The organism is Priestia sp. ABM2_011, assembly GCF_056158845.1.
Map to the genome: position 1 here is coordinate 4,729,005 of NZ_JBSWUB010000001.1, position 20,467 is coordinate 4,749,471.

Annotated in this window: 25 protein-coding genes; 9 read left to right on the forward strand and 16 right to left on the reverse strand. The window is 37.6% G+C overall.

Going from position 1 to position 20,467, the window contains the following annotated elements; all coding sequences use genetic code 11:
• Positions 1-294 precede the first annotated feature (294 nt).
• Both ACXAE4_RS24855 and ACXAE4_RS24860 read right to left on the reverse strand, forming a co-directional pair.
• A complete protein-coding gene (locus tag ACXAE4_RS24855; RefSeq protein ID WP_098112850.1) occupies positions 295-738 on the reverse strand; it encodes a GNAT family N-acetyltransferase in 444 nt (147 codons plus the stop codon).
• Positions 739-755: 17 nt separating this feature from the next.
• On the reverse strand, positions 756-1,310 hold the full coding sequence (locus ACXAE4_RS24860; RefSeq protein WP_028412553.1) for a PadR family transcriptional regulator: 555 nt from the start codon (positions 1,308-1,310) through the stop codon (positions 756-758).
• 253 nt (positions 1,311-1,563) lie between these two features.
• On the opposite strand from ACXAE4_RS24860, the gene serC reads away from it, so the two are divergent.
• Positions 1,564-2,661, forward strand: coding sequence for a 3-phosphoserine/phosphohydroxythreonine transaminase (gene serC, locus ACXAE4_RS24865; RefSeq protein WP_098112849.1), 1,098 nt, complete (start codon positions 1,564-1,566; stop codon positions 2,659-2,661).
• A gap of 124 nt (positions 2,662-2,785) precedes the next feature.
• A complete protein-coding gene (locus ACXAE4_RS24870) occupies positions 2,786-3,316 on the forward strand; it encodes a tryptophan transporter (protein ID WP_028412555.1) in 531 nt (176 codons plus the stop codon).
• 257 nt (positions 3,317-3,573) lie between these two features.
• Here ACXAE4_RS24870 and yhzF read toward each other — a convergent pair whose 3' ends face one another.
• Positions 3,574-3,792, reverse strand: coding sequence for a membrane protein YhzF (gene yhzF / locus ACXAE4_RS24875; RefSeq protein WP_465245805.1), 219 nt, complete (start codon positions 3,790-3,792; stop codon positions 3,574-3,576).
• 73 nt (positions 3,793-3,865) lie between these two features.
• On the opposite strand from yhzF, the gene ACXAE4_RS24880 reads away from it, so the two are divergent.
• Together ACXAE4_RS24880 and ACXAE4_RS24885 are read left to right on the forward strand one after the other, a co-directional pair.
• Positions 3,866-4,261 carry a YtxH domain-containing protein gene (locus ACXAE4_RS24880; protein ID WP_028412556.1) on the forward strand — a complete coding sequence of 132 codons (396 nt, stop codon included), beginning with the start codon at positions 3,866-3,868 and terminating at the stop codon, positions 4,259-4,261.
• A gap of 113 nt (positions 4,262-4,374) precedes the next feature.
• Complete coding sequence (locus ACXAE4_RS24885; RefSeq protein WP_475237159.1) at positions 4,375-4,971, forward strand: HTH-type transcriptional regulator Hpr; 597 nt, start codon at positions 4,375-4,377, stop codon at positions 4,969-4,971.
• A 3-nt stretch (positions 4,972-4,974) separates the two neighbouring features.
• Here the strand turns inward: ACXAE4_RS24885 and ACXAE4_RS24890 are convergent, their stop codons facing one another.
• Positions 4,975-5,319 (reverse strand): DUF1878 family protein, encoded by a 345-nt coding sequence (locus tag ACXAE4_RS24890; protein WP_013081673.1) that lies wholly within the window; start codon positions 5,317-5,319, stop codon positions 4,975-4,977.
• Between the two features lie 476 nt (positions 5,320-5,795).
• Here ACXAE4_RS24890 and ACXAE4_RS24895 point away from each other — a divergent pair, with 476 nt between their 5' ends.
• The gene (locus tag ACXAE4_RS24895) at positions 5,796-5,975 is read left to right on the forward strand and encodes a hypothetical protein (protein WP_013055312.1); all 180 of its coding nucleotides are present in this window, start codon (positions 5,796-5,798) and stop codon (positions 5,973-5,975) included.
• Positions 5,976-6,010: 35 nt separating this feature from the next.
• On the opposite strand, the gene ACXAE4_RS24900 is transcribed toward ACXAE4_RS24895, so the two are convergent.
• Together ACXAE4_RS24900 and ACXAE4_RS24905 are read right to left on the reverse strand one after the other, a co-directional pair.
• Complete coding sequence (locus ACXAE4_RS24900; RefSeq protein ID WP_016762974.1) at positions 6,011-6,106, reverse strand: YjcZ family sporulation protein; 96 nt, start codon at positions 6,104-6,106, stop codon at positions 6,011-6,013.
• A 36-nt stretch (positions 6,107-6,142) separates the two neighbouring features.
• Entirely contained in the window at positions 6,143-6,232 is a 90-nt protein-coding gene (locus ACXAE4_RS24905) for a YjcZ family sporulation protein (protein WP_074682953.1), read from the reverse strand.
• A gap of 307 nt (positions 6,233-6,539) precedes the next feature.
• On the opposite strand from ACXAE4_RS24905, the gene ACXAE4_RS24910 reads away from it, so the two are divergent.
• Entirely contained in the window at positions 6,540-7,463 is a 924-nt protein-coding gene (locus tag ACXAE4_RS24910; protein ID WP_154990716.1) for a peptidylprolyl isomerase, read from the forward strand.
• Between the two features lie 42 nt (positions 7,464-7,505).
• Here the strand turns inward: ACXAE4_RS24910 and ACXAE4_RS24915 are convergent, their stop codons facing one another.
• The 4 genes from ACXAE4_RS24915 to ACXAE4_RS24930 all read right to left on the reverse strand — a co-directional run bounded on the left by ACXAE4_RS24915 (position 7,506) and on the right by ACXAE4_RS24930 (position 11,310).
• Positions 7,506-7,688, reverse strand: coding sequence for a sporulation YhaL family protein (locus ACXAE4_RS24915; RefSeq protein WP_013055310.1), 183 nt, complete (start codon positions 7,686-7,688; stop codon positions 7,506-7,508).
• 65 nt (positions 7,689-7,753) lie between these two features.
• A complete protein-coding gene (gene yhaM / locus ACXAE4_RS24920; protein WP_013055309.1) occupies positions 7,754-8,695 on the reverse strand; it encodes a 3'-5' exoribonuclease YhaM in 942 nt (313 codons plus the stop codon).
• A 469-nt stretch (positions 8,696-9,164) separates the two neighbouring features.
• Entirely contained in the window at positions 9,165-10,418 is a 1,254-nt protein-coding gene (locus tag ACXAE4_RS24925; protein ID WP_098999425.1) for an ABC transporter permease, read from the reverse strand.
• Complete coding sequence (locus ACXAE4_RS24930) at positions 10,411-11,310, reverse strand: ABC transporter ATP-binding protein (protein ID WP_154974288.1); 900 nt, start codon at positions 11,308-11,310, stop codon at positions 10,411-10,413. Before ACXAE4_RS24930 ends, ACXAE4_RS24925 begins: the two co-directional genes overlap by 8 nt.
• A 141-nt stretch (positions 11,311-11,451) precedes the next feature.
• Between ACXAE4_RS24930 and ACXAE4_RS24935 the strand changes: the two genes are divergently transcribed.
• Positions 11,452-11,637 (forward strand): YhzD family protein, encoded by a 186-nt coding sequence (locus tag ACXAE4_RS24935; RefSeq protein ID WP_154974286.1) that lies wholly within the window; start codon positions 11,452-11,454, stop codon positions 11,635-11,637.
• Positions 11,638-11,677: 40 nt separating this feature from the next.
• On the opposite strand, the gene ACXAE4_RS24940 is transcribed toward ACXAE4_RS24935, so the two are convergent.
• The 6 genes from ACXAE4_RS24940 to ACXAE4_RS24965 form a co-directional block, all read right to left on the reverse strand.
• A complete protein-coding gene (locus ACXAE4_RS24940) occupies positions 11,678-11,950 on the reverse strand; it encodes an HU family DNA-binding protein (RefSeq protein WP_013055305.1) in 273 nt (90 codons plus the stop codon).
• 112 nt (positions 11,951-12,062) lie between these two features.
• Positions 12,063-12,866, reverse strand: a complete 804-nt coding sequence (locus ACXAE4_RS24945; protein WP_154974284.1) for an enoyl-CoA hydratase — start codon at positions 12,864-12,866, stop codon at positions 12,063-12,065.
• Between the two features lie 6 nt (positions 12,867-12,872).
• A complete protein-coding gene (locus ACXAE4_RS24950) occupies positions 12,873-14,486 on the reverse strand; it encodes a long-chain fatty acid--CoA ligase (RefSeq protein WP_289578712.1) in 1,614 nt (537 codons plus the stop codon).
• Between the two features lie 114 nt (positions 14,487-14,600).
• On the reverse strand, positions 14,601-16,103 hold the full coding sequence (locus ACXAE4_RS24955) for a coproporphyrinogen III oxidase (protein WP_182029536.1): 1,503 nt from the start codon (positions 16,101-16,103) through the stop codon (positions 14,601-14,603).
• 344 nt (positions 16,104-16,447) lie between these two features.
• The gene (locus ACXAE4_RS24960; RefSeq protein WP_475237166.1) at positions 16,448-17,326 is read right to left on the reverse strand and encodes a Cof-type HAD-IIB family hydrolase; all 879 of its coding nucleotides are present in this window, start codon (positions 17,324-17,326) and stop codon (positions 16,448-16,450) included.
• 179 nt (positions 17,327-17,505) lie between these two features.
• Positions 17,506-17,856 (reverse strand): YlbF/YmcA family competence regulator, encoded by a 351-nt coding sequence (locus tag ACXAE4_RS24965; protein WP_013055299.1) that lies wholly within the window; start codon positions 17,854-17,856, stop codon positions 17,506-17,508.
• A 187-nt stretch (positions 17,857-18,043) separates the two neighbouring features.
• On the opposite strand from ACXAE4_RS24965, the gene ACXAE4_RS24970 reads away from it, so the two are divergent.
• Both ACXAE4_RS24970 and ACXAE4_RS24975 read left to right on the forward strand, forming a co-directional pair.
• Positions 18,044-19,390 (forward strand): YheC/YheD family endospore coat-associated protein, encoded by a 1,347-nt coding sequence (locus ACXAE4_RS24970; protein WP_165573920.1) that lies wholly within the window; start codon positions 18,044-18,046, stop codon positions 19,388-19,390.
• Positions 19,387-20,466: a YheC/YheD family endospore coat-associated protein gene (locus ACXAE4_RS24975; protein ID WP_028412566.1), complete on the forward strand. Its 1,080-nt coding sequence runs from the start codon at positions 19,387-19,389 to the stop codon at positions 20,464-20,466. The genes ACXAE4_RS24970 and ACXAE4_RS24975 overlap by 4 nt, the downstream gene beginning before the upstream one ends.
• The last annotated feature ends 1 nt before the right edge of the window (position 20,467 follow it).

A 20,467-nucleotide genomic window follows, 5' to 3' on the forward strand; every position in this document is an offset into this window, starting at 1 on the left:
CTCCAAGCAATATGTACAACAAATTTCTTTCTCAATAAATATTAAGAATATTACGTAATTGTTACATTTTTGTTACAAAAATCATTATATACAATATTATTACTTTCTTCAATATATCACTTACTGAAAATCAAAGAATAAGTAAAAAGAAACAAATTCACTATCTATCTTATTCATAAATTACTAATTTAGTAGTAGTCATATCGATTCTATCTGCATGCCACTAAACCCTACACGTTTCTTTCACCTTACCCGTTTTAAAAATAGAAAAACTTCACACAAATGGTGAAGTTTCTAAGGTGTCTTTAGCATATCGACGTGTGGGAGTCCTTCATCTGAATAAATATCGGAAATAGGTCTAAAACCAAACGATCCATAAAATGTTTGAAGTCTGCTTTGAGCTTGAATTTTAATTGTCTTCTCGTGCAATTCATTCTCTAGAAAAGCAATTCCTCTTGCTACTAGTTCTCTTCCGAGACCTGTACCGCGCTGTGCTTGTTTTACAATAATACGTCCAAGAGAAGCTTCCTTATAGCTAATTCCTTTTGGTAAAACTCTAAGGTATGCGATAATTTTCTCATCTTCTTTTTTGAACAAATGATAAGCAAATTTGTCTTTTCCATCTACTTCTAAGTAAGCACACTTCTGTTCCACAACAAAAATAGAGGTGCGAAGCTGTAGAATTTCATAAAGCTCATCGTTTGTCAGCTCTTGAAATGATTTTATGCACCAACTCATGATCTGCTCACCTTTTCTTATTGTTCTTTTTCAATTAAATTCAGCGTACGTTCAAGCCAATTGATATAGCTTGTCTCCCGGTCTTGAGCGCGAGATAGCACCAAGTAATGACCAAATTGAGGAGAAGAAACGGTAATGTGGTGATTAACTTCTTCTAAAAGATCATCCATTCGTTTCTTTAAAAAAGTCAGCTTCATTTTCCTGCTTGATAATTGGTTATCTATTTGTTGCTTTAACTCTTCTATTGACATGGATGAAGCAAAATAAGCTTTTAACATAAATTCATCTTTAGTTGTTTCAGGAATAGGATCAATCGTAGTGAGCCACTTGCTTAGCTCGACTCTTCCTTCTTCCGTTATCGAATACATCTTTTTTTCTAATTTTTTGCCTTGAATCACCGTTTCATAGCGAATAAATCCCTCTTCTGTTAATCGCTTTAGCTCGGGATAAATCTGGCTGTGTTTAGCGCTCCAAAAATTACCAACCTCTTCTTTAAAAAGTCTGGTAATGTCATACCCGCTGAGCTCCTCCTGATTTAAGAGCCCTAATATTGCATATTTTAATACTCTCATTCTGTTCCTCCACATTATTTCTTCCATCAGTATAGCATATAAACATTTCATTTACATGTTTGCCAAAACATGTTTACGTATACTTTTTATTTATCTTTTTTCTATTATTTTCTCTTTACAGATTAATTTAAATTTTTGAAAAGTTACCTCCACAACCAATGGTTTTCATGATAGTATAATGATATTCTTTCTGACATCAGTCATTAGCCATTTTGTATGATGAGTGTTCGAACTAATTTGAGGAGGAATTAATGTGATTACGTTAAACAGAGCTTATAATTTTAATGCAGGTCCATCTGCGCTTCCCCTACCTGTCTTACAACTTGCTCAAGAGGAGCTAGTTAACTTCAAAAATACAGGTATGTCTGTGATGGAATTATCACATCGCAGCAAAGAGTTTGAAGATGTATTAACACATGCTAAAGAAACACTAACGGAATTGCTTAATATTCCAGATACACATGAAATTTTATTCCTGCAGGGCGGAGCAAGCCTGCAATTCTCTATGATTCCAATGAACTTTTTAGCTCCTGATCAAGTGGGGGCATATGTGCTAACGGGATCATGGTCAGAAAAAGCGTTAAAAGAAGCAAAGAAACTTGGAAAAACAGCAGTTGTTGCTTCTACTAAAGAAGAGAACTACAGCTCTATTCCAGCTTTAGATGATGTAAAGCTTCCAAAAGAAGAGATTGGGTACTTGCATATCACGTCCAATAATACCATTTTTGGTACACAATGGGCTGACTACCCTTCTATTGAAGGAGTAGACTTAATTGCTGACATGTCAAGCGACATTCTTTGCCGTCAAATTGATGTATCTAAGTTCTCACTCATTTATGCTGGTGCTCAGAAAAACCTCGGACCATCTGGTGTAACAGTTGTCATTTTGAAGAAAGAATTGCTTAAACGTATCCCTGAAGGTTTACCAACAATGCTGAACTATGAGACTCACGTAAAGAGCAATTCTCTTTACAACACTCCTCCAACGTTTGGTATTTATATGCTTTCACTTGTTTTAGATTGGATTAAAGAACAAGGGGGCGTTAAAGCCATTGAAGCTCAAAATCATAAAAAAGCTAAGTTACTCTACGCAAGCATGGAACGTTCAAACGGTTTCTATACTCCTCACGCTACAGAGGAAAGCCGTTCAATTATGAATGTCACGTTTACTTTACCAAACGATGAGCTAACGGCTGAGTTTTTACAGCAAGCAAAAGAAAAAGGCTTTGTAGGATTAGCTGGACACCGTTCAATCGGCGGATGCCGCGCTTCTATTTACAATGCTGTGCCGCTTGAAGCGTGTGAAGCTCTTGCCGTCTTTATGGATGAATTTGCGCAGGCAAACGCGTAATTGGCAGAATTAGCTGATTCTTTTTTCACATAAATATGTTATAATCAGTATGTAAATATATGCAATGGGCATAGACGCACTATTGGTATATTTCGAGCTTAGCTTAGAAGAGGAGAGATGAGAAATGAATACAAAAGTTTTAGTTTCTTTAGCGTTATTAGTCGGAATTGGAGCGGTTCTCCACACGGTGGTACCTCCTATTTTATTTGGAATGAAGCCAGATATGATGTTAACAATGATGTTTTTAGCAATCCTGTTGTTTCCTAGCGTAAAAAATGTTGCATTGGTTAGCTTAACCACAGCAGTTATTTCTGCTTTAACAACAAGCTTTCCTGGCGGACAAATTGCAAACTTGATTGATAAACCAATTACAGCATTTGTTTTCTTTGCATTATTTATGCTTGTGAAAAAAGCAATAGGCATGAAAACACCAGTTGCCGCTGCTTTAACAGCTGTTGGCACGCTCGTATCAGGAACCGTATTCTTGTCTGCTGCCGCGCTAATCGTCGGCTTACCGGGCGGAAACAGCGTCATGGCGCTTGTTGCTGCGGTTGTGTTACCTGCAACAGTAGTGAATACAATCGTTATGGTCGTTATTTATCCAATTGTTCAATCCGTTCTAAAACGCACAAGCATCAAAGCAAAATTATCGTAACGTCAAGAGCCTGATTTAGTTAAGAATCAGGCTCTTTTTTTACACCAAAAGCTAAGGCCCGCCAAAGCGTGGCGGACCTTTAGATAAAACGGTTCATTTATAGTATGTTGCTGATCTTTTAGAGACAACCTAAAGTCCGGCTCTTAACTTGTTGTTTAAAAAGAAATGATACAGGATGCTTTTCACTTAAATTTCATTTGCAGCTCATACAATAGGTATGAAGACTTACTATGTAATAAAGGTTTAAGTTCCCCATCCTAGGTTACATAATAAAGTATAAGCGCCAATAAAAAACTCGCAAAAGCCACTGTCGCACATGTAAGAGACTTTTGTTTAAGTACGTGTTTAGGTGGATATGATGCCGTTCTAGTCGTAAGGCTAAACCATTTAAAAGCAGCGAGAAAAAAACTCAGGCTAATCATCAAAAGAATGAATAAAGCTATCCCATGTTGATAACCTCCTTCTTTTGTATAAATCTATGCTATTTTTTTATGATTATGTCAGAAGGAAGTGTTAGCAATTACTTTACTACATAGGAGGAAATAAATAATGAGTAGAATGAAAAAACTAGCAGCTGGAGCAGCAATCGGAAGCACCGTAGCCGCTATTACAACGCTTCTTATTACTCCATATTCAGGACGAGAACTTAAACAGCGTGTCAGTTCTCGAAAAGACCGAGTTAACGCTTCACAACAAGAGCTCTCAACAAAAATAAAAGCTGTTTCTCAACAAGTACAAATGACCGCCAGAGAAGGAAATACTATAGTGAAAAATATCGCAAGTGACCTTTCTACTACCCTTGGTCAGTTTAAAGAAGAAATTGTCCCTCATAAGGAATCCATTCAGCATCATTTGAAAGAAATCCAAAATTCTTTGTCAAACCTAGAGGAACATGTACAGACAACTAAAAATCCCAATGAAAAAATTGACAAAAAAGAAGGTTAAAGCGCCTTCTTTTTTAATTTTTTAAAATTTTGTAAATTTACATCTTTATAATTTTTTATTTTATTGGCATAATAGAAGATAAATAAAAAAAGAGACTAAGTAGGTGGGAGAAGATGAAAAAGACTAGTGATCAGGATTACAGTTTGAAAGAAGCACTTCTATTTAGCCAACGTATTGCCCAATTAAGTAAAGCCCTTTGGAAAACCGTAGAGAAGGATTGGCAGCAATGGATTAAGCCTTATGACCTTAATATTAACGAGCATCATATTTTGTGGATTTCATATCATTTAAACGGGGCTTCCATTTCCGAAATTGCCAAGTTTGGAGTTATGCATGTTTCTACTGCATTTAACTTCTCCAAAAAACTAGAAGAACGAGGTTTACTTGAGTTTTCTAAAAAAGAAAGCGACAAGCGAAATACGTACATTCAGCTGACAGATAAAGGCGAGGCCATTTTACTGGATTTAATGGAACATTACGAACCTTCTAATAATTCAGTATTCAGCGGCGCACTTCCGTTGCGCGACTTGTACGGCAAATTCCCTGAGTTTATGGAACTAATGACCGTCATCCGCAAAATTTACGGTGAAGATTTTATGGATATCTTCGAGCAATATTTCCATCATATCGAAGAAGAATTCACTGAAGAAGATGGCAAGCTTGTCAAGAAAGATAAAGAGAACCACCAGGAGACTATTTCAAACTCTTAATGGTTAGTCCCTTATCCATTGAATAATTTCAAAAAATTCATTCATCACATCTTGATAAGAAGGTTGATAACGAAGCGATTCGACCGTCTCTCTAGGAGTTAATTTATAATTCAGCATACCAACAAATTGTGTAAGAAGCGGAACAAAGTCTGTTAGGCCTTCCGCTTTTTGCTCAATATATTCGTTTTTTGTATCTTCACACAGAATTAAAATTTCCTCTACTTCCTTCTTTGTAAGCTGATTTCTTACCACTAAATCAATAAATGGTTTAGCTTCTTGTTCAGATGTCCCAGATAACAGTTTTATGTAATATTCTAAACGTGATACTCGAGATTCTAAAGTTTCCATCCGCTTCCCCTACTCCTTCAACGTTCATATATCTCTACTCCATATTGTACATGATTCATTCATGTTCTTCCAAATAATTCTTTCTTCGTCAATCACATTTCCTGTTTGAGTAGCACCGTATAAAGATTTTCATATACTGATTATGTACTCACTGCATATATTAATATAAATCCCTCTGTCCTTTTTAACAATCCTTTTGCACAATGGCTGATTGTTACTCATTTCTTATCCATTCACTTTGCTATTTCGTTTAAAACCTATTTCTCAACTTCTTAACTACCCTTTATAAAATAAAAACCGCATTTCTGTGTAAATACCTTTTGAAATTCTTTGTTCAACTGTATATATAACTATCTATTTTACCGCTTTTTTGGTAATGTTAATATAGATATTTGTAAATTCATACAAAGCTGTACTATATAAATGACTATAAGACTTTTTGTCTTCGTCACACTGATTTTGTTAGGGGGATTTTTATGTACATATTCTTTATTGTATTTGCACTATTCATTTTATTCTACATCAATGCACTAACAAATACATTGTGTATTCAAAAAGAAATTCCAGCTGAAAAACAGCCTAAAGTTTTTCGTACGATTAATGTATTAATTACCATTTTATTAGTTTCATCTTATATTGAAGTATCATTTACATAAAAAACGGTGAGATGTCTCACCGCTTTTTTATAGGCTTAGCAAAAACAGCTAGCGCCGATGATAACTAATAAGATGAATAATACGACTAATAGAGCAAATCCACTGCCGTATCCGCATCCGTAAGAACCCATATCTATCGCCCCTTTCCTTTTATATTCATCTGTTTCCTAGTGGTAACATGCACAACCAACAATGACTAATAAGATAAACAGTACAACTAATAGTGCAAAACCGCCTCCATATCCGCATCCGCTCATTTGAGCACCCCCTTTGTTTACTAATACTGCATCTTATGCATCAGCTCAAAAAACGTCTAGGCTTTTAGCCCAAACTCCATAATTTATTTCTCTTGCTTCTCGTTTGGAGATTACTCTGTGAGTTTGTCCACCATTTTGAAAACGCTTTATAAAAAAGCCATCATAAGCGTATAATCACTCCATGCTTAGTGGAAAATAAATGTAAATTTACGTGGTTTTAACTTCATTTGCTAACATCAGGAAATGTGATATAGTAAATCTTGAGTCAAGCTACATAAGTAAAAATGATGAGTAGGAGTGTTTACGTATGAAAAAAAGCTTAGTTGCACTAACAACGGCAGCCAGCCTCGTTGCTTTATCAGCATGCAGTGGGGGAAATGATGCTTCAAATGCAAACGATTCTTCAAAAGTAATTGTAGAAACAAAAGCAGGCAATATCACTCAAGGTGATTTGTATAAGCAAATGAAAGATACAATCGGACAAGACCAATTTAATACACTCGTACGAAGCGTTACCGAAGAAAAAGTATTGAGTAAAAAATATAAAGTAACGGATAAAGAGCTTGATCAGCAGCTGAACATTCTAAGAGAACAATACGGTGATCAGGTGGATTCAGTTATTAAGCAAAAAGGCGAAAAAGAAGTCAAAGATATGCTAAAAGTTGATATTCTCCGTGAAAAAGCTGCTACGGCAGGCATTAAGGTATCGGACAAAGAACTGAAAAAAGCTTATGATGAATATAAAGCTCAAAAACCTCAAATTCGCGCAAGTCATATTTTAGTAAAAGACGAAAAGACAGCAAACGAAGTAGAAGCGAAAATCAAAAAAGGCGAGGACTTTGCTAGTCTAGCAAAAGAATATTCAACGGATCAGCAGTCTGCAGCTAACGGCGGCGATTTAGGCTACTTCGGTGAAGGCCAAATGGTTAAAGAATTTGAAGAAGCGGCTTACAAGCTGAGAAAAGGTGAAGTAAGTAAACCAATCAAAACAGAGTACGGCTACCATATCATTAAACTAGTCGATAAAAAGAAAGTAGAATCGTTTGAGAAAAAGAAACCCGAACTTGAGCAGCAAATCAAACGTTCAAAAGTAGATCAAGCAGAAGCGAACAAGAAGATTCAAAAAGAGCTTGATAAAGCAAAAGTGGAAGTCAAAGATAAAAATGTAAAACCAATTTTCGAAGAAGGTGCGACAGATAGTCAATCTGGCGTAGAAACTCCTCAGCAGTAATGCTAAGAGCCTGTCACTCATGTGACAGGCTCTTTTATATAATCAGATAGAATCGCTGTTGCGTCTTTCTTTTTCCACTTGCATTCTTTCGATGAAGACTTGTCCCTCTTTTTCAATAAACGAATCATCCACTTGCTTATCATGTTGTGCAGCACGAATTGCCATAAATCCACTAAAGAAAATGCCTGCTACAACTAAATAAATCCAAATTGGTAGTGTCACCATATATTGATCCCCCATCACAGTTATTTACAACCACTATATGCGAAGGAAGAAAGACTTATACCTTTTTAATCAATCGTTGGTTTATAAAATGAACGATTATCAAGTGCAAAAATACGCTCTGTAAATTCACCAGGCTTCACTTTTGTTAATGCTCGGTCCAGCATATTCATTTTAGCGTCTACATTGTCAATCAAATGAAGCATCTCAGCCTCTTTAATTAACGGCTTTTTCGGACTTCCCCACTCTTCCTTACCGTGATGCGATAATACAAGGTGCTGAAGAAGCATGACCTCTTCTCCTTCAATCGCTAATTCTTCCGCCGCTTTTCCAATTTCATTCACCATAATCGAGATATGGCCAAGCAAGTTCCCTTCGACTGTGTATATCGTCGAAACAGGACCTGAAAGTTCAAATACTTTGCCAAGGTCATGAAGAATAACTCCAGCATACAGCAAGTCGCGGTTTAAGCTTGGATAAAGGGTTGAAAATGACTCAGCCAGCTTCAGCATAGACACCACATGGTAGGCAAGCCCCGATACAAACTCATGGTGATTTTTAGTTGCTGCCGGATATTCTAAAAATTCCGTTTGATATTTTTTAAACAAATGGCGAGTAATGCGCTGGACATTTGAATTTTTCATTTCAAATATACTCTTTGTAATATGTTCCACCATTTCTTCTTGAGATAAAGGCGCCACTTCTAAAAAGTCAGATGTGCGCACTCCGTCTTGGGGCTGCGCAGGACGAATGTTGCGTATTTTCAGCTGGTTGCGCCCGCGGTAATTCATTACTTCTCCAGCAGCTCGCACAATCTTTTGAGCAGCATAATTTTCCTCGTCATCTGGGGATGCATCCCACAGCTTGGCTTCAATATCACCTGTTTTATCCTGTAGGATTACCGTTAAAAATGGTTTTCCATTGCTTGCAATTCCTCTCGTTGAGGATTTAATTAAAAAATAAAGATCAACTTGCTCTCCTACTTCGTATTGAGCAATTCCTTTTGTCATGCCCTTTTCCTCCTTACCACTTCATTCTATGTATTTGATAGCAAAGCTCTTATCGCTTCGTCCGCTTATTTACAGCTCTTTACATTTCATTTTACCATCGCTTGGCACCGAATGCACGGGTAGACGCTTTTTCATAAGAGATGAGATTATGACACAACAAAATCAATACATTCTAAAGACAAACAGATTGGATAAAGGAGCTAGTATGAATCGCTTGAGGCACCGCTGTTGATTTCCGTGCAAGACTTCTCTTTCCGGCAGCCGCTGAGCCTCCTCGTCGCTTCCGCTTTCTCCGCAGGAGTCTTCGTCTTGCTCTCCAATACACAGCTAGAAACAACTACATACATGCAAACTATGGTCACCATACCAATAAAAAAATCCGGACGAGTTGGATTCTCCATCAAGAATCTAGATTGTTCGTCCGGACCTCCCTTCAACTAATCTACTTTTGTCTCAGCCTCTCACTTCTTTATGTTTCTTTTTTCGTTAACTGCAGCGCCTTTTTAATATCTTTAAAAGAGGTAGATTGACCATACATAAGGACTCCTCCTTTATACACACGGGCACCAAATATAGCTAAAGCAGTAATCGTCACAACCAAAATCCCTATCGATACACTCACTTCCCACATAGGAACATTTAACATACCTACACGCAAAAACATAATCATCGGAGCAAAAAACGGGATAAAAGATGTGACCGTAATGATTGTGGTTTCAGGATCACCAAGTCCAAACATAGCAATTAAAAAAGCGGCCACAATCACAAGGGTCATGGGCGTAATCATTTGCTGTACATCTTCAATACGGCTTACAAGAGAACCTAAAAAAGCCGCGAGCGTAGCAAAAAGAAAGTACCCTAATATGAAAAAGACAAATGCATACACGAATGTAGTCAGCGGAACATCATTAAATCCGAGATAAGAAAAGATGCCGTTATGATTTGTTTCCACACTGGCTTTTAACGATGTGTAGCCCACGCTCAGTATCACTGCAAGCTGTGTTAAGCTGAGCAGTGCAATTCCAATAATTTTAGCAAACATTTGTGTAATAGGTGATACGCTCGATACAAGGATCTCCATAACGCGGGATGATTTTTCAGTAGCTACTTCCATCGCAATCATGCTCCCATACATGATAACGGCAAAATAAATAACAAACAGCAGAACATACACAAGACCTCTTGCTTGATTTAGCTCTTGTTCTGTTTTGGCATTTTCAACTAACGCTTCTTTTTCAAATGAAACAGGGCTGTAAAGCTGATCAATTTGCTTTTCTTCTAAACCAATTTTCACTGTAGCCATAGCCACTTTTGTTTGCTGTACCGCCTGTTCTAAGGTAGACGAAAGATTTGATTCGGCCAAAGAGTTAGCTTTGTACACAGCTTGAGGCAGCTGCTTATCGTTTAAAGATAAAAGTAAATAGCTATCGAGCTGCCCGCTTTTTACCGCTTGCTTTGCCTTAGCCTCAGACGTAAATTCTTTTAAATGAATGTCTGAATCCATAGCATTTACATTTTGTTTGAACAACGTATATACGCTTTCCACTTCATAGATGACACCCACATTTGTGCCATTATCGTCTGAATTAAAAACGTCGATAATTTTCTCCATATTTGTAAGAGCAACTAGAATAAGAGCAGTAATAATCGTCGTAATAATAAAAGATTTTGTTTTTAATTTATTAAGATATGTATGAAAAACGATGACCCAAAATTTATTCATAGGAAGCACCTACCTTTTCAATAAAAATATCATTTAATGAAGGCTCTTCCACTGCAAATTTAGATACAAATGAAAAATGTTTAAGTTCTTGAAAAATGAGTTGCGATACGGATTCATGCTGAATTTGAACAATCATGCCTTCAACCGTTTTTTTCACCTTTACAACACCTTCAAGCTCCGTAATTCTCTCAAACGGACCTTTCCCATGTATAATGACGTTTTTCTTACCAAATGAACGCTTGATCTCCGGCAGTCTTCCATATACAACAGGCGTACCATGATGCATAATACATAAATATTCACAAAGTTCTTCCACATGTTCCATTCGATGACTTGAAAAAACAATCGTCGTCCCGCGTTTTTTCAAATCAAGTACCGCTTCTTTTAGTACCTCTACGTTTACAGGATCCAAGCCGCTAAAAGGTTCATCTAAAATAAGCAGCTCGGGACGATGAATAACGGAAGCGATAAATTGAATTTTTTGCTGATTTCCTTTGGATAGCTCTTCTACTTTTTTTGAAGCATATTGAGGAATATTAAATCGAGATAACCAGCGCTCCATTTCTTGCAGCACTTTAGCTTTTTTCATCCCGCGCAGCCGTCCTAGATAAACAAGCTGATCTTTGACTTTTAATTTCGGATATAATCCCCTTTCTTCTGGAAGGTAACCAACTAGATGACTTCTACTGTAAGTTAAAGATTTATCATTCCATTGGATGTGACCTGAGGTTGGTTCAATGAGCCCTAAAATCATTCGAAACGTCGTTGTTTTGCCAGCACCGTTTGCACCTAAAAAACCAAACACTTCACCCTTTGGAATTTGCAAGGATAGTTCATTTACAGCTGTAAATTCACCGTACCTTTTTGAAACTTCACGGATAGAAAGAGACATTTAATTCCTCCTTTGTAAATAAACCTATGTTTATTGTATGGAAAAAAATGATATCTGTAAACCTTAGCAGGATTTAGAGGAATAAGACGAGAAATATGTTGAATACGCTTACAATTATACTATAAGAGGAGAGTAGATTTTATGAGTACTTATACATTAACCGCTTTTGAAAAGACTGGAGAAAAATTATTAGATGAAAGCTTCGAAGCAGCTTCTGAAACAGAAGCAAAGACGATCGGCACCAAAAAGTTAGAAGAGCTTGCCTATTTAGAAAAAACACATCGATGCGTTAGCTCTAGCGGAAAACTTGTATTATTTCATCGTTAATACAAAACGCCGGAAAGGTTTAGCTTTCCGGCGTTTTATATTACTTTACAGCTTCTTTTAGTTCTTTACCAGCTTTAAATGCCGGTACTTTTGATGCTGGAATTTGCATTTCTTCACCCGTTTGAGGGTTACGGCCTGTACGAGCAGCACGCTCGCGTACTTCAAATGTACCGAAGCCGATTAACTGAATTTTTTCACCTTCACCTAGCGTTGATGAAATTGTTTCTAGTAATGCGTCAACTGCTTTAGATGCATCTGCTTTTGTTAACTCTGATTTTGTTGCCACTGCGTTTACTAAATCTGTTTTGTTCATTTCCAATCACCTCATTAGTTTCTACATTATCTTGTGTTACCACTGTTTTGCAACTTTTAAACATGCTCTATCAATATGATAGACAAAAATATTGGCTTTTAAACTAGTTCACTTAATTTTCGGAAATATCTTTTTCACTTTGATTAAAAACAGGCGCTCGCTTTTCCAGAAACGCACGTACACCTTCCTTATGATCCGAACTTTGGCTCATAGCAAACTGACTTCTTTTCTCAAGCGCAAGCACTTGCTTTAATTGTGAAATAGATGTCTCCACATAAATTCGCTTTGTTTCCTTCAAAGCACGTGAAGGTTTTTTTAGCCAATATGAGAGATAATCTTCTACACGCTTCGCCAAATCTCCTTCTTTTATTTCATCAATTATGCCAAATTGATGAGCTTCCTCTGCTTTTAATGTCTTTCCTTCCCAAATCAGCTGTTTCGCACGATGAGAACCGATGCGCTTTTCTAGTAAAAAGTGACCGCCTCCGTCTGGAATTAGAGCAATGCCGATAAAGTTCATTGCAATTTTCGTGTGTCTTTCTGCAATAATATAATCAGAAGCAAGCGCAATGCTGAGCCCTAGCCCTGCTGCCGCACCGTGCAGTACACTTATCGTCATTTGAGGCAGGCTGTATAAAGTCAGCACGGCTTCATTAATTAAATCCATCACCTGCTCAAAACGTTCTGATTGTGAAGGTGACATCATCATATTAATATCTCCCCCTGCTGAAAACACTTTTCCGTTTCCTTTTACTACTAAGAAGTCCACTTCACTTTCTTCGACAACTTTTAAACATTGAATAAACTGCTCTAGCACTTCTTGGTTTAATGCATTTAACGCATCCGGCCTGTTAAACGAAATTGTGGCGACACGTTCTTGCAAAACTAGTTCTACTACTTTTAATTCGACGGTCATATTTACTCACCCTTTCTGATAATGATTGAGGACTTGTTCACGAAGCGTACGTTTTAAAAACTTTCCGACCGTTGTCTTTGGGATTTCATCCATAAATAAAATGTCATCTGGAAGCCACCATTTTGTGAACTGCGGCGCTAAAAATTTGAGCAGCTCTTCTGACGAAACGACACCTTTATATGAATCTTTTAACACGACACAAGCAACTGGACGCTCTTGCCACACCTTATGAGGGACTGCTATGACACAGGCTTCAAAAACAGCTTCATGAGCAATAAGCGCGTTTTCTAAATCAACAGACGAAATCCATTCTCCTCCGCTTTTAATTAAATCTTTTGTTCGGTCTACAATTTTGATCGTTCCCTCTTCGTCAACCGTCACAATATCTCCCGTATACAGCCAGCCGTCTTTAAACGTATCTTCTGTTCTTTTATCCTTGTAATATTCAGAAGCTACCCATGGCCCCTTTAGTAATAGCTCACCCATTTCCACTCCATCCCAAGCAACTTCTCCATTTTGACCTATTACTTTCATTTCAACGCCAGGAACTAAGAAACCTTGCTTCGCTTTTACGCTGAGCTGATACTCAGGGTCTTCGCTGTACTGATAGCTTTTTAAGCGGGAGACGGTTACAACAGGGCTTGTTTCCGTCATTCCGTATGCATGCATAAATTCAATTTGATATTTTTCCTGAAATTCTCGAATGACGCTTTTTGGGGCCGCTGATCCGCCGCATAAAATAGCCCGCAAACTATCAACTGAGTAAGTTTTTTTTTCTAACTCTTGTAAAAAATTTAACCAAACGGTAGGTACTGCTGCAGCAAGAGTTACTTTCTCTTGTTCAATCAGAGAGGCAATCGTCTCTGAGGTACAAAAAGCACCCGGCAGCACGAGCTTTGTTCCAAACCAGACCGCAGCAAAAGGAATTCCCCATGCATTTACATGAAACATTGGAACGATAGGCATAGCGGTATCACCTTCTGATAATCCAGCACTATCAGCAAGCCCTAGCGCCATACAGTGTAAATAAATAGCGCGATGAGAATATACAACGCCCTTTGGCTCTCCTGTAGTAGCAGAGGTATAACAAAGACCTGCTGGTTCTTCTTCGCTTAAATCTTGAACAAAGGAATGCGATGCATCCCCTTGCTGAATCCAATTTTCGTAATGATACACTGGCAACTCTGTTTCTGGCAGCTCACCTTCATCTGACATAAGGATATAGGCTTCAACATGTGGAAGCCTTTGATGAATGCTTTCAAATAAAGGTAAAAAGCATTCATCAAGTAAAATGACTTTATCGCGTGCATGGTTAATGATGTATACAATTTGCTCAGAATCTAACCGGATATTAATTGTGTGAAGCACAGCGCCTATTCCCGGTACAGCAAAATAAGCCTCCAGATGTCTATGATGATTCCATGCAAACGTTCCGACTCTTTCTCCTCGCTTCACTCCAATTCGTTCTAGCATACTAGAGAGCTGCCGAGTCCGTTTTATTAACTGATTATAAGTTAAACGTTGAATCCCTTTTGAAGATTTAGAAACCACTTCTTTTTTACCAAACAGCTTTTCAGCTCTTTCCATCATAGATGGTACGGTTAACTGTACATTCATCATTAAGCGGCACCTCGCATCGTCATAATAAGAAAACGCTTACAACTTTCTTATATATTCAACAGATTCCGACATTTCCCTGCTGAAAATAAAAAAGATCACTAAAAAGTGACCTTTTTATTTCCTAAACAATTCATCTAAAATCTTGAGTTTCTCTTGCGTATAGTGCTCGAATCCATCGTTGTACGATTTTGGGTCTTTTGGATTCGCAAACCTTGTAATAATGCCTGTTTCTGGATGCACGAACTTACTGGATGCCCCGCACCCAAGGCCAATAATCGTCTGCTTTTCTTCCATGATCATAATATTGTACAGGCTCTCTTGACCAGGGAATGAATATCCAACGTTCTCTAAATTACCTAAAATATTTTTTTGGCGATATAAATAATAAGGTTCATATCCTTGTTCTTGAGTCCACTCAGTCGCTAAATCCATCATTTTACCAATTTCATAGCGATCTGCTACTTTGTATTTCCTTTTATTTTGAGTCATTTCCGACGCGCGTTTAAACGATAGCGTATGAACAGTTAAAGATTCAGGAAGCAATTTTTTAGATTCGTCTAGCGTATGCTGAAATTCTTCTACACCTTCATTTGGAAGCCCAATAATTAAGTCCATGTTAATGTTATTCATCCCCATTTTTCGAGAAAGATGAAATTTATCAATCGTTTCTTCAACTGTATGATGACGTCCAATAGCTTTTAAAGTTTCTTGAATATAAGACTGCGGATTTACACTAATCCGGTCAATATTCCATTTGTTCAAAACAGCTAGCTTTTCTTCCGTAATCGTATCGGGTCTTCCTGCTTCTACCGTAATTTCACGGATATTTTGTACATCAGGGAACGATTCATACATCTCTTCATACAGCATGTCCATTTCTTCAGCGGTAATGCTCGTTGGTGTGCCTCCGCCATAATAGACGGTTGTAATCTTGACATCATTGTCTTTTAACCATTTCCCTACTTCACGCATCTCATAATGCAAGCCGCCTAAAAATGACGTAACGGATCCTTGACGTCCGTTAATCGCATAGGCTGGGAATGTACAGTATGCACACTTCGTCGGACAAAACGGAATGCCTATATAAATGCTTACCTCGTTCTTTAACTCATGTAAATCGGGAATAGCTGCTAGTTGACGATCCACAATATGCTGCATTAAATTAATTTTGTCATCAGTGATTAAATATTCTTCCTTTAGCTCACGATGTGCTTGTTCTTTACTTTTGCCTGACTGCAGTTTCATATGAAGCAACTTCGTTGGACGTATACCGGTTAAAATACCCCATTTTTGAACAATGTTTGTATACTCCTGCAACACAGATAAGTAGACGCGAAGCACCACATTTTTTATTTGCTTAAATTTTTCTTTTTCTGTTTCATACGGCGTAAACGATTTAGAAAGCTCTTCTGTAAACACCTTGTCCGTTGCAGCATCATGCAGCACTGCTTTCGCATAAATTTCTTCATGAACTTTTAGCTCTACTTCGACCTTCAGCTGAGCTTCGTTATCATCCTCAAAGGAGACGTTGCTTTCTTCAAAAAACAAATCTGAAATTCGGTGAAGCGGACGTAAAAAACGCTCATCTTCTATACCTTTTATATAAATGTTCAATATAATCACCTTTCAAATCAATTCTATCTAAGTAATCAGTTTACAAAACCTACGTATGTCCGGTCAAGGTGCTCAGCTCAAGGGAATATGCGGACAGGAAACAAACGGAAAAAGAAGTTGAACCATAATTACATTAATTCAACCTACAGACGAACAAATGGGACAAATAAGCTCATATGAATTGCTTGTTACACTTCTGTTGATTTACGCAGGAGTCTTCGCCTTGCCCTTCAATCAACAGTTAGAAACAGCTACATACGTGAAGCTGACGTTTATCCTACCAATGAAAAAAATCCGAACGAGTTGGATTCTTCGTTCGGATTTCCCTTCAACTAACATACTTTTATTTATTTTAAACGAAAGCTGTCAATTTGATGAAGATAACCAAGACGCTGCTGCTTTCTAAATAATTCTTTCACCATATATGCTACACCATTTTCATTATTAGAACGAGTAACCCAATCCGCAAGCATTTTTAATTCCGTTGGTGAATTACCCATGGCCACACCCATTCCCGCGTGTTCAATCGTTTCTACATCATCATAGCAATTTCCAATGGCTACTACGTCTTCCATCAGTATCCCTAGACGATTTGCTACATAACGAACGCCGGCAGCTTTTGTGGCTCCTTTTGGCGTAATATAGCATCTATTTTCATTTGGATACGAAAACCATTCAATATCCGGAACTGCACTGGCAATTGTTTGCTCAGCGTATTCTTTTTCTCTACGATCTGCAAAATACACTTCTATTTTTGGAGTAGAAACAGGTTCATCACGAAGCGTATCTCCTAATGAATCTACGAACTGCACGGGATAAAAGAGCGGTTCTCCCGTTTTTAACACGCTTTTAGCTACAATATTATTAGGAAGCTTTACACGATTTCCAATTGAAAACCTTTCATGCAAAATGCGGACATGACAATTAAAATTTTCAAAAAGCTGAATGAGATTAAATGTTTTTTCCTCGCTAATTCTCTTATCTAGTATCGGTTTGTCTATCGATGTTCCGATAAAGGCACCGCTATGAGTAATGAGCATTGCTGGATGAACTTTAAGCGATCGAGCAATTTTTTTAGCAGACGGAAAATGCCTGTTTGTTACTAATGTAACGTAAACCCCTTTATTTTTCACAAATTGAATTGCGTCTTTCGTTTCTTTTGTAACGCGCCCTTGGCTATTTAAAATGGTTCCATCAATATTCAACGCTAGCAATCGATAAGCCATATGAGAACCCCTTCTTTCATAGATGTCTAATCCGTTAGGATACGGTTATAAATGACCTTTTCATGATAGTCGGCATGTGTAGCCTTGTTACTAAGCTTATGAGCAGAACTGCACAATTAGAAGGAATTTCCGCATAAAAAAAGAGGAAAAGATTTCTCTTTTCCTCTTTTCTCTATCTCTTATTCAGCCGCACCGTAAAGTTCTTCAAGTGGCTTCATGATAATTTTGTTTAATTCACCAATTACCATGCTCATACGTTGCTCAGCTTCCATTAGCTTCGCGATATTTTGATCTTGTTGAACGATTGCAACTGTTTGTTGAGCTTGCTGAACTTCTTCTTCAGTGATCTCTTGGCCCATCATTTGCTTTTGTTGCAGCTCCATTTGCATTGTACGGAAACGCTCAAATAATTGTTTTGAACCTTGATCAGCGTTTACTGCTGCATATAAGTTTTTTAAGTTTGTGTAATCGTCGCTTTGACGAATTGCTTTTTCTAAATCATTTGCTACATCATGTAAGTTTACAGACACGTTAAGTTCCTCCTAATTCAGTTCTATAATTTCTTGACTTCCCTAACTATAACAAATTATTATATAAAATTCAGCTTAAGACCTTTATTTTCTCAGAAAACGATAAATTCTCTTCACAGATTGGGCTAATTCCTCATAGTATATATCAGCATTCGCCTACTAAAGGAAAGAAAAAGAGGATTCGTTTATGAATACTTTTACCATTTCTCTAAAACCACTAGAGAACCATATGAACGACGACATTTACATTAGTTCTGCTCTGTTCTCACGTGTGAAATGCAAGCACGAGTTTACGTTAACAGTAGGCTCCATCACGAAAGAAGTCAAAGCCACTGTTTTTCAGCATCGAGAATGCTGCTTCATGATGTCGGAAGCTCTATTTGCAGACTTTTGCTTTCCGTATGAAACGCATCAGCTGAGAGGCATTTACGAAGAGAACACGTTTAGGATGGGACCCGTGATTAGCATCGTAACAGAAGTTCGAGAAGATGAAGAACCCTTTGGCTCCATTTCTGTATTTTGTAAGGAATTTGTTCAAGCTTGCAAGGAGTTAGGGTGTTTTTGCTATGTGAGCAAATTGAGCGACGTGAAGTCATTGTCCCCTAAAGGATATGTTTATCGCGGTGATCGATGGGTTTATTCAGACGTTCCCTTTCCGGGAATCGTACACAACCGGATTCATGCCAGGAAAACCGAGCAAAGCGCTGATTTTCAAACCTTTAAAACATTTTTGAAAGAGCATGACGTTCCTTTCTTTAACGCACGCTACTTAAATAAATGGACGGTTTTTCAACAGCTTAAAGATGTTGTACACTTGCTTCCATATTTGCCAAAAACGTATCAGCTTCGTTCACGTCAAGATCTTCTTGACGCTTTGGAACTTCATGACGATGTTTTTCTGAAGCCTGTTCATGGTAGCCAAGGAAAAAATATTTTTAAAATTTCAAAGAAAGAGAAGTATATTTTAGACTATACAACGTTTACACAGACGTATGAAAAAGAATATGAATCTCTCTATGACTTATTTGAAACGCTTTATAGTCAATTAAAAAGACAAGGATTTCTCATCCAAGAAGGAATTTCACTGCAGACATACAAACAGTGCCCTTTTGATTTCCGCATTCTCTGCCATAAAAAAGACGACTTGACGTGGAAAATCACGTCCATTGTCACGCGTGTATCAAAACCCGGCAATTTCGTCTCAAATCTTGCCCGTGGAGGGGATATTTATCCTTCTCATCAAGTTTTAACTCAGCTCTATGATTCAAAAACGACGCGCCATATCCTTTCACTTTTAAAAGAGATTGCGATTGAAATTTGCACACAGCTTTCTCACCCGTCTGAACTTTATGCAGAATTTGGTATTGATTTAGCGATTGATCAAGAAGGAAAGCCTTGGATTATTGAAGTAAATGTCAAACCTTCCAAACAATTAGATTCAAGCGCTTCCTCTGTTCGTCCCTCAACAAAAGCACTGCTTGATTATTGTCTGCATGCAACGAATTTTCAATTTGCCAAGGAGGATTTACGATGATTTCATTAGGCTTTTTAACGATTCACCCACAGCAAGAAGTGGAGTATGTGACCGAAATTGCTAAACATGCTTCTGAGTTTTCAATTGAAATATACCGTTTTACTCCTTTTAACATTCATCCTAACACCGAAAATATTGAAGGCTTCCGCTACGATTTACAACAAAAGAAATGGATAGAAGATTCCTTTTTACTTCCTTCGTTTATTTACGATCGCTGCTTTTATCGAAAAGACTCGCTGTCTAATAAGGCTCGCCCTATTGTAAACTGGCTTAAACAGCGGGAAGATGTTACATTTTTAGGCCATGGATTGCCCAATAAGCTAGATGTCTATGAAGCCATTAAAAAAGATAGCTATTTATCTTCATATATTCCTCCTACCACTCCAATCGAAAGTGTAGAGCAGCTTGTTCAGCTGCTTCGAACAAATGATAGCCTAATGATTAAGCCTGCCAACGGTTCACAAGGTAAAGGAATTGTGAAATTAAGACAGCGTGGACGTGAAATTGAAGCTTCTTATCAACAAAATGACATTGTAAACACCATTCTATTTTCCTCTTTTCAGGAGTTTAAGAACTGGTTTACGAAAACGACCCGTGATGTATTGTATATTGCTCAGCCCCATATTTCATTTTTCCCTTATGAGCGCACTCCTTTTGATATAAGACTGCTATTACAAAAAGGAAACGATGGTGCTTGGAAAGAAATTGGAAGAGGAATTAGACAAGGTGAACGAGACTCCATCGTAACAAATGTAAGTTCAGGAGCCTCTATTGTACCTTTTGAGAACTTGCTGCCTCGCATCCCTCGCGTTCACCGTCAATATGTAATGGATGAAATCAACACCATTTGTAAAACGATTCCGTCCGTGCTGGAAAATCATTTTCCTTCTCTTTTTGAATTAGGTATTGATTTATGTATCTCGAGAGACTTCAGCATCTGGATTCTAGATTTAAATTCGAAACCAGGAAGAAAAATCGTAATGGAGACAGCTCCTGAACAAAAAGAAGTCATGTATAAAAATGTCCTGTCTTACTGCATCTATTTAGCTAACACACTATCGTATCGTAAGGAGTAAT

Excerpts from the sequence above, each read along its gene's own strand:
- ACXAE4_RS24935 (WP_154974286.1), top strand. The coding sequence starts at position 11,452 with ATGAGTACTTATACATTAACCGCTTTTGAAAAGACTGGAGAAAAATTA.
- ACXAE4_RS24960 (WP_475237166.1), bottom strand. The coding sequence starts at position 17,326 with ATGGCTTATCGATTGCTAGCGTTGAATATTGATGGAACCATTTTAAAT.
- ACXAE4_RS24860 (WP_028412553.1), bottom strand. The coding sequence starts at position 1,310 with ATGAGAGTATTAAAATATGCAATATTAGGGCTCTTAAATCAGGAGGAG.
- ACXAE4_RS24900 (WP_016762974.1), bottom strand. The coding sequence starts at position 6,106 with ATGGGTTCTTACGGATGCGGATACGGCAGTGGATTTGCTCTATTAGTC.
- ACXAE4_RS24890 (WP_013081673.1), bottom strand. The coding sequence starts at position 5,319 with ATGGAAACTTTAGAATCTCGAGTATCACGTTTAGAATATTACATAAAA.
- ACXAE4_RS24880 (WP_028412556.1), top strand. The coding sequence starts at position 3,866 with ATGAGTAGAATGAAAAAACTAGCAGCTGGAGCAGCAATCGGAAGCACC.
- ACXAE4_RS24925 (WP_098999425.1), bottom strand. The coding sequence starts at position 10,418 with ATGAATAAATTTTGGGTCATCGTTTTTCATACATATCTTAATAAATTA.
- ACXAE4_RS24930 (WP_154974288.1), bottom strand. The coding sequence starts at position 11,310 with ATGTCTCTTTCTATCCGTGAAGTTTCAAAAAGGTACGGTGAATTTACA.
- ACXAE4_RS24895 (WP_013055312.1), top strand. The coding sequence starts at position 5,796 with ATGTACATATTCTTTATTGTATTTGCACTATTCATTTTATTCTACATC.
- ACXAE4_RS24950 (WP_289578712.1), bottom strand. The coding sequence starts at position 14,486 with ATGATGAATGTACAGTTAACCGTACCATCTATGATGGAAAGAGCTGAA.
- ACXAE4_RS24940 (WP_013055305.1), bottom strand. The coding sequence starts at position 11,950 with ATGAACAAAACAGATTTAGTAAACGCAGTGGCAACAAAATCAGAGTTA.
- ACXAE4_RS24870 (WP_028412555.1), top strand. The coding sequence starts at position 2,786 with ATGAATACAAAAGTTTTAGTTTCTTTAGCGTTATTAGTCGGAATTGGA.
- ACXAE4_RS24915 (WP_013055310.1), bottom strand. The coding sequence starts at position 7,688 with ATGGTGACACTACCAATTTGGATTTATTTAGTTGTAGCAGGCATTTTC.
- ACXAE4_RS24975 (WP_028412566.1), top strand. The coding sequence starts at position 19,387 with ATGATTTCATTAGGCTTTTTAACGATTCACCCACAGCAAGAAGTGGAG.
- ACXAE4_RS24905 (WP_074682953.1), bottom strand. The coding sequence starts at position 6,232 with ATGAGCGGATGCGGATATGGAGGCGGTTTTGCACTATTAGTTGTACTG.
- ACXAE4_RS24970 (WP_165573920.1), top strand. The coding sequence starts at position 18,044 with ATGAATACTTTTACCATTTCTCTAAAACCACTAGAGAACCATATGAAC.
- ACXAE4_RS24855 (WP_098112850.1), bottom strand. The coding sequence starts at position 738 with ATGAGTTGGTGCATAAAATCATTTCAAGAGCTGACAAACGATGAGCTT.
- ACXAE4_RS24910 (WP_154990716.1), top strand. The coding sequence starts at position 6,540 with ATGAAAAAAAGCTTAGTTGCACTAACAACGGCAGCCAGCCTCGTTGCT.
- yhaM (WP_013055309.1), bottom strand. The coding sequence starts at position 8,695 with ATGACAAAAGGAATTGCTCAATACGAAGTAGGAGAGCAAGTTGATCTT.
- ACXAE4_RS24885 (WP_475237159.1), top strand. The coding sequence starts at position 4,375 with ATGAAAAAGACTAGTGATCAGGATTACAGTTTGAAAGAAGCACTTCTA.
- ACXAE4_RS24945 (WP_154974284.1), bottom strand. The coding sequence starts at position 12,866 with ATGACCGTCGAATTAAAAGTAGTAGAACTAGTTTTGCAAGAACGTGTC.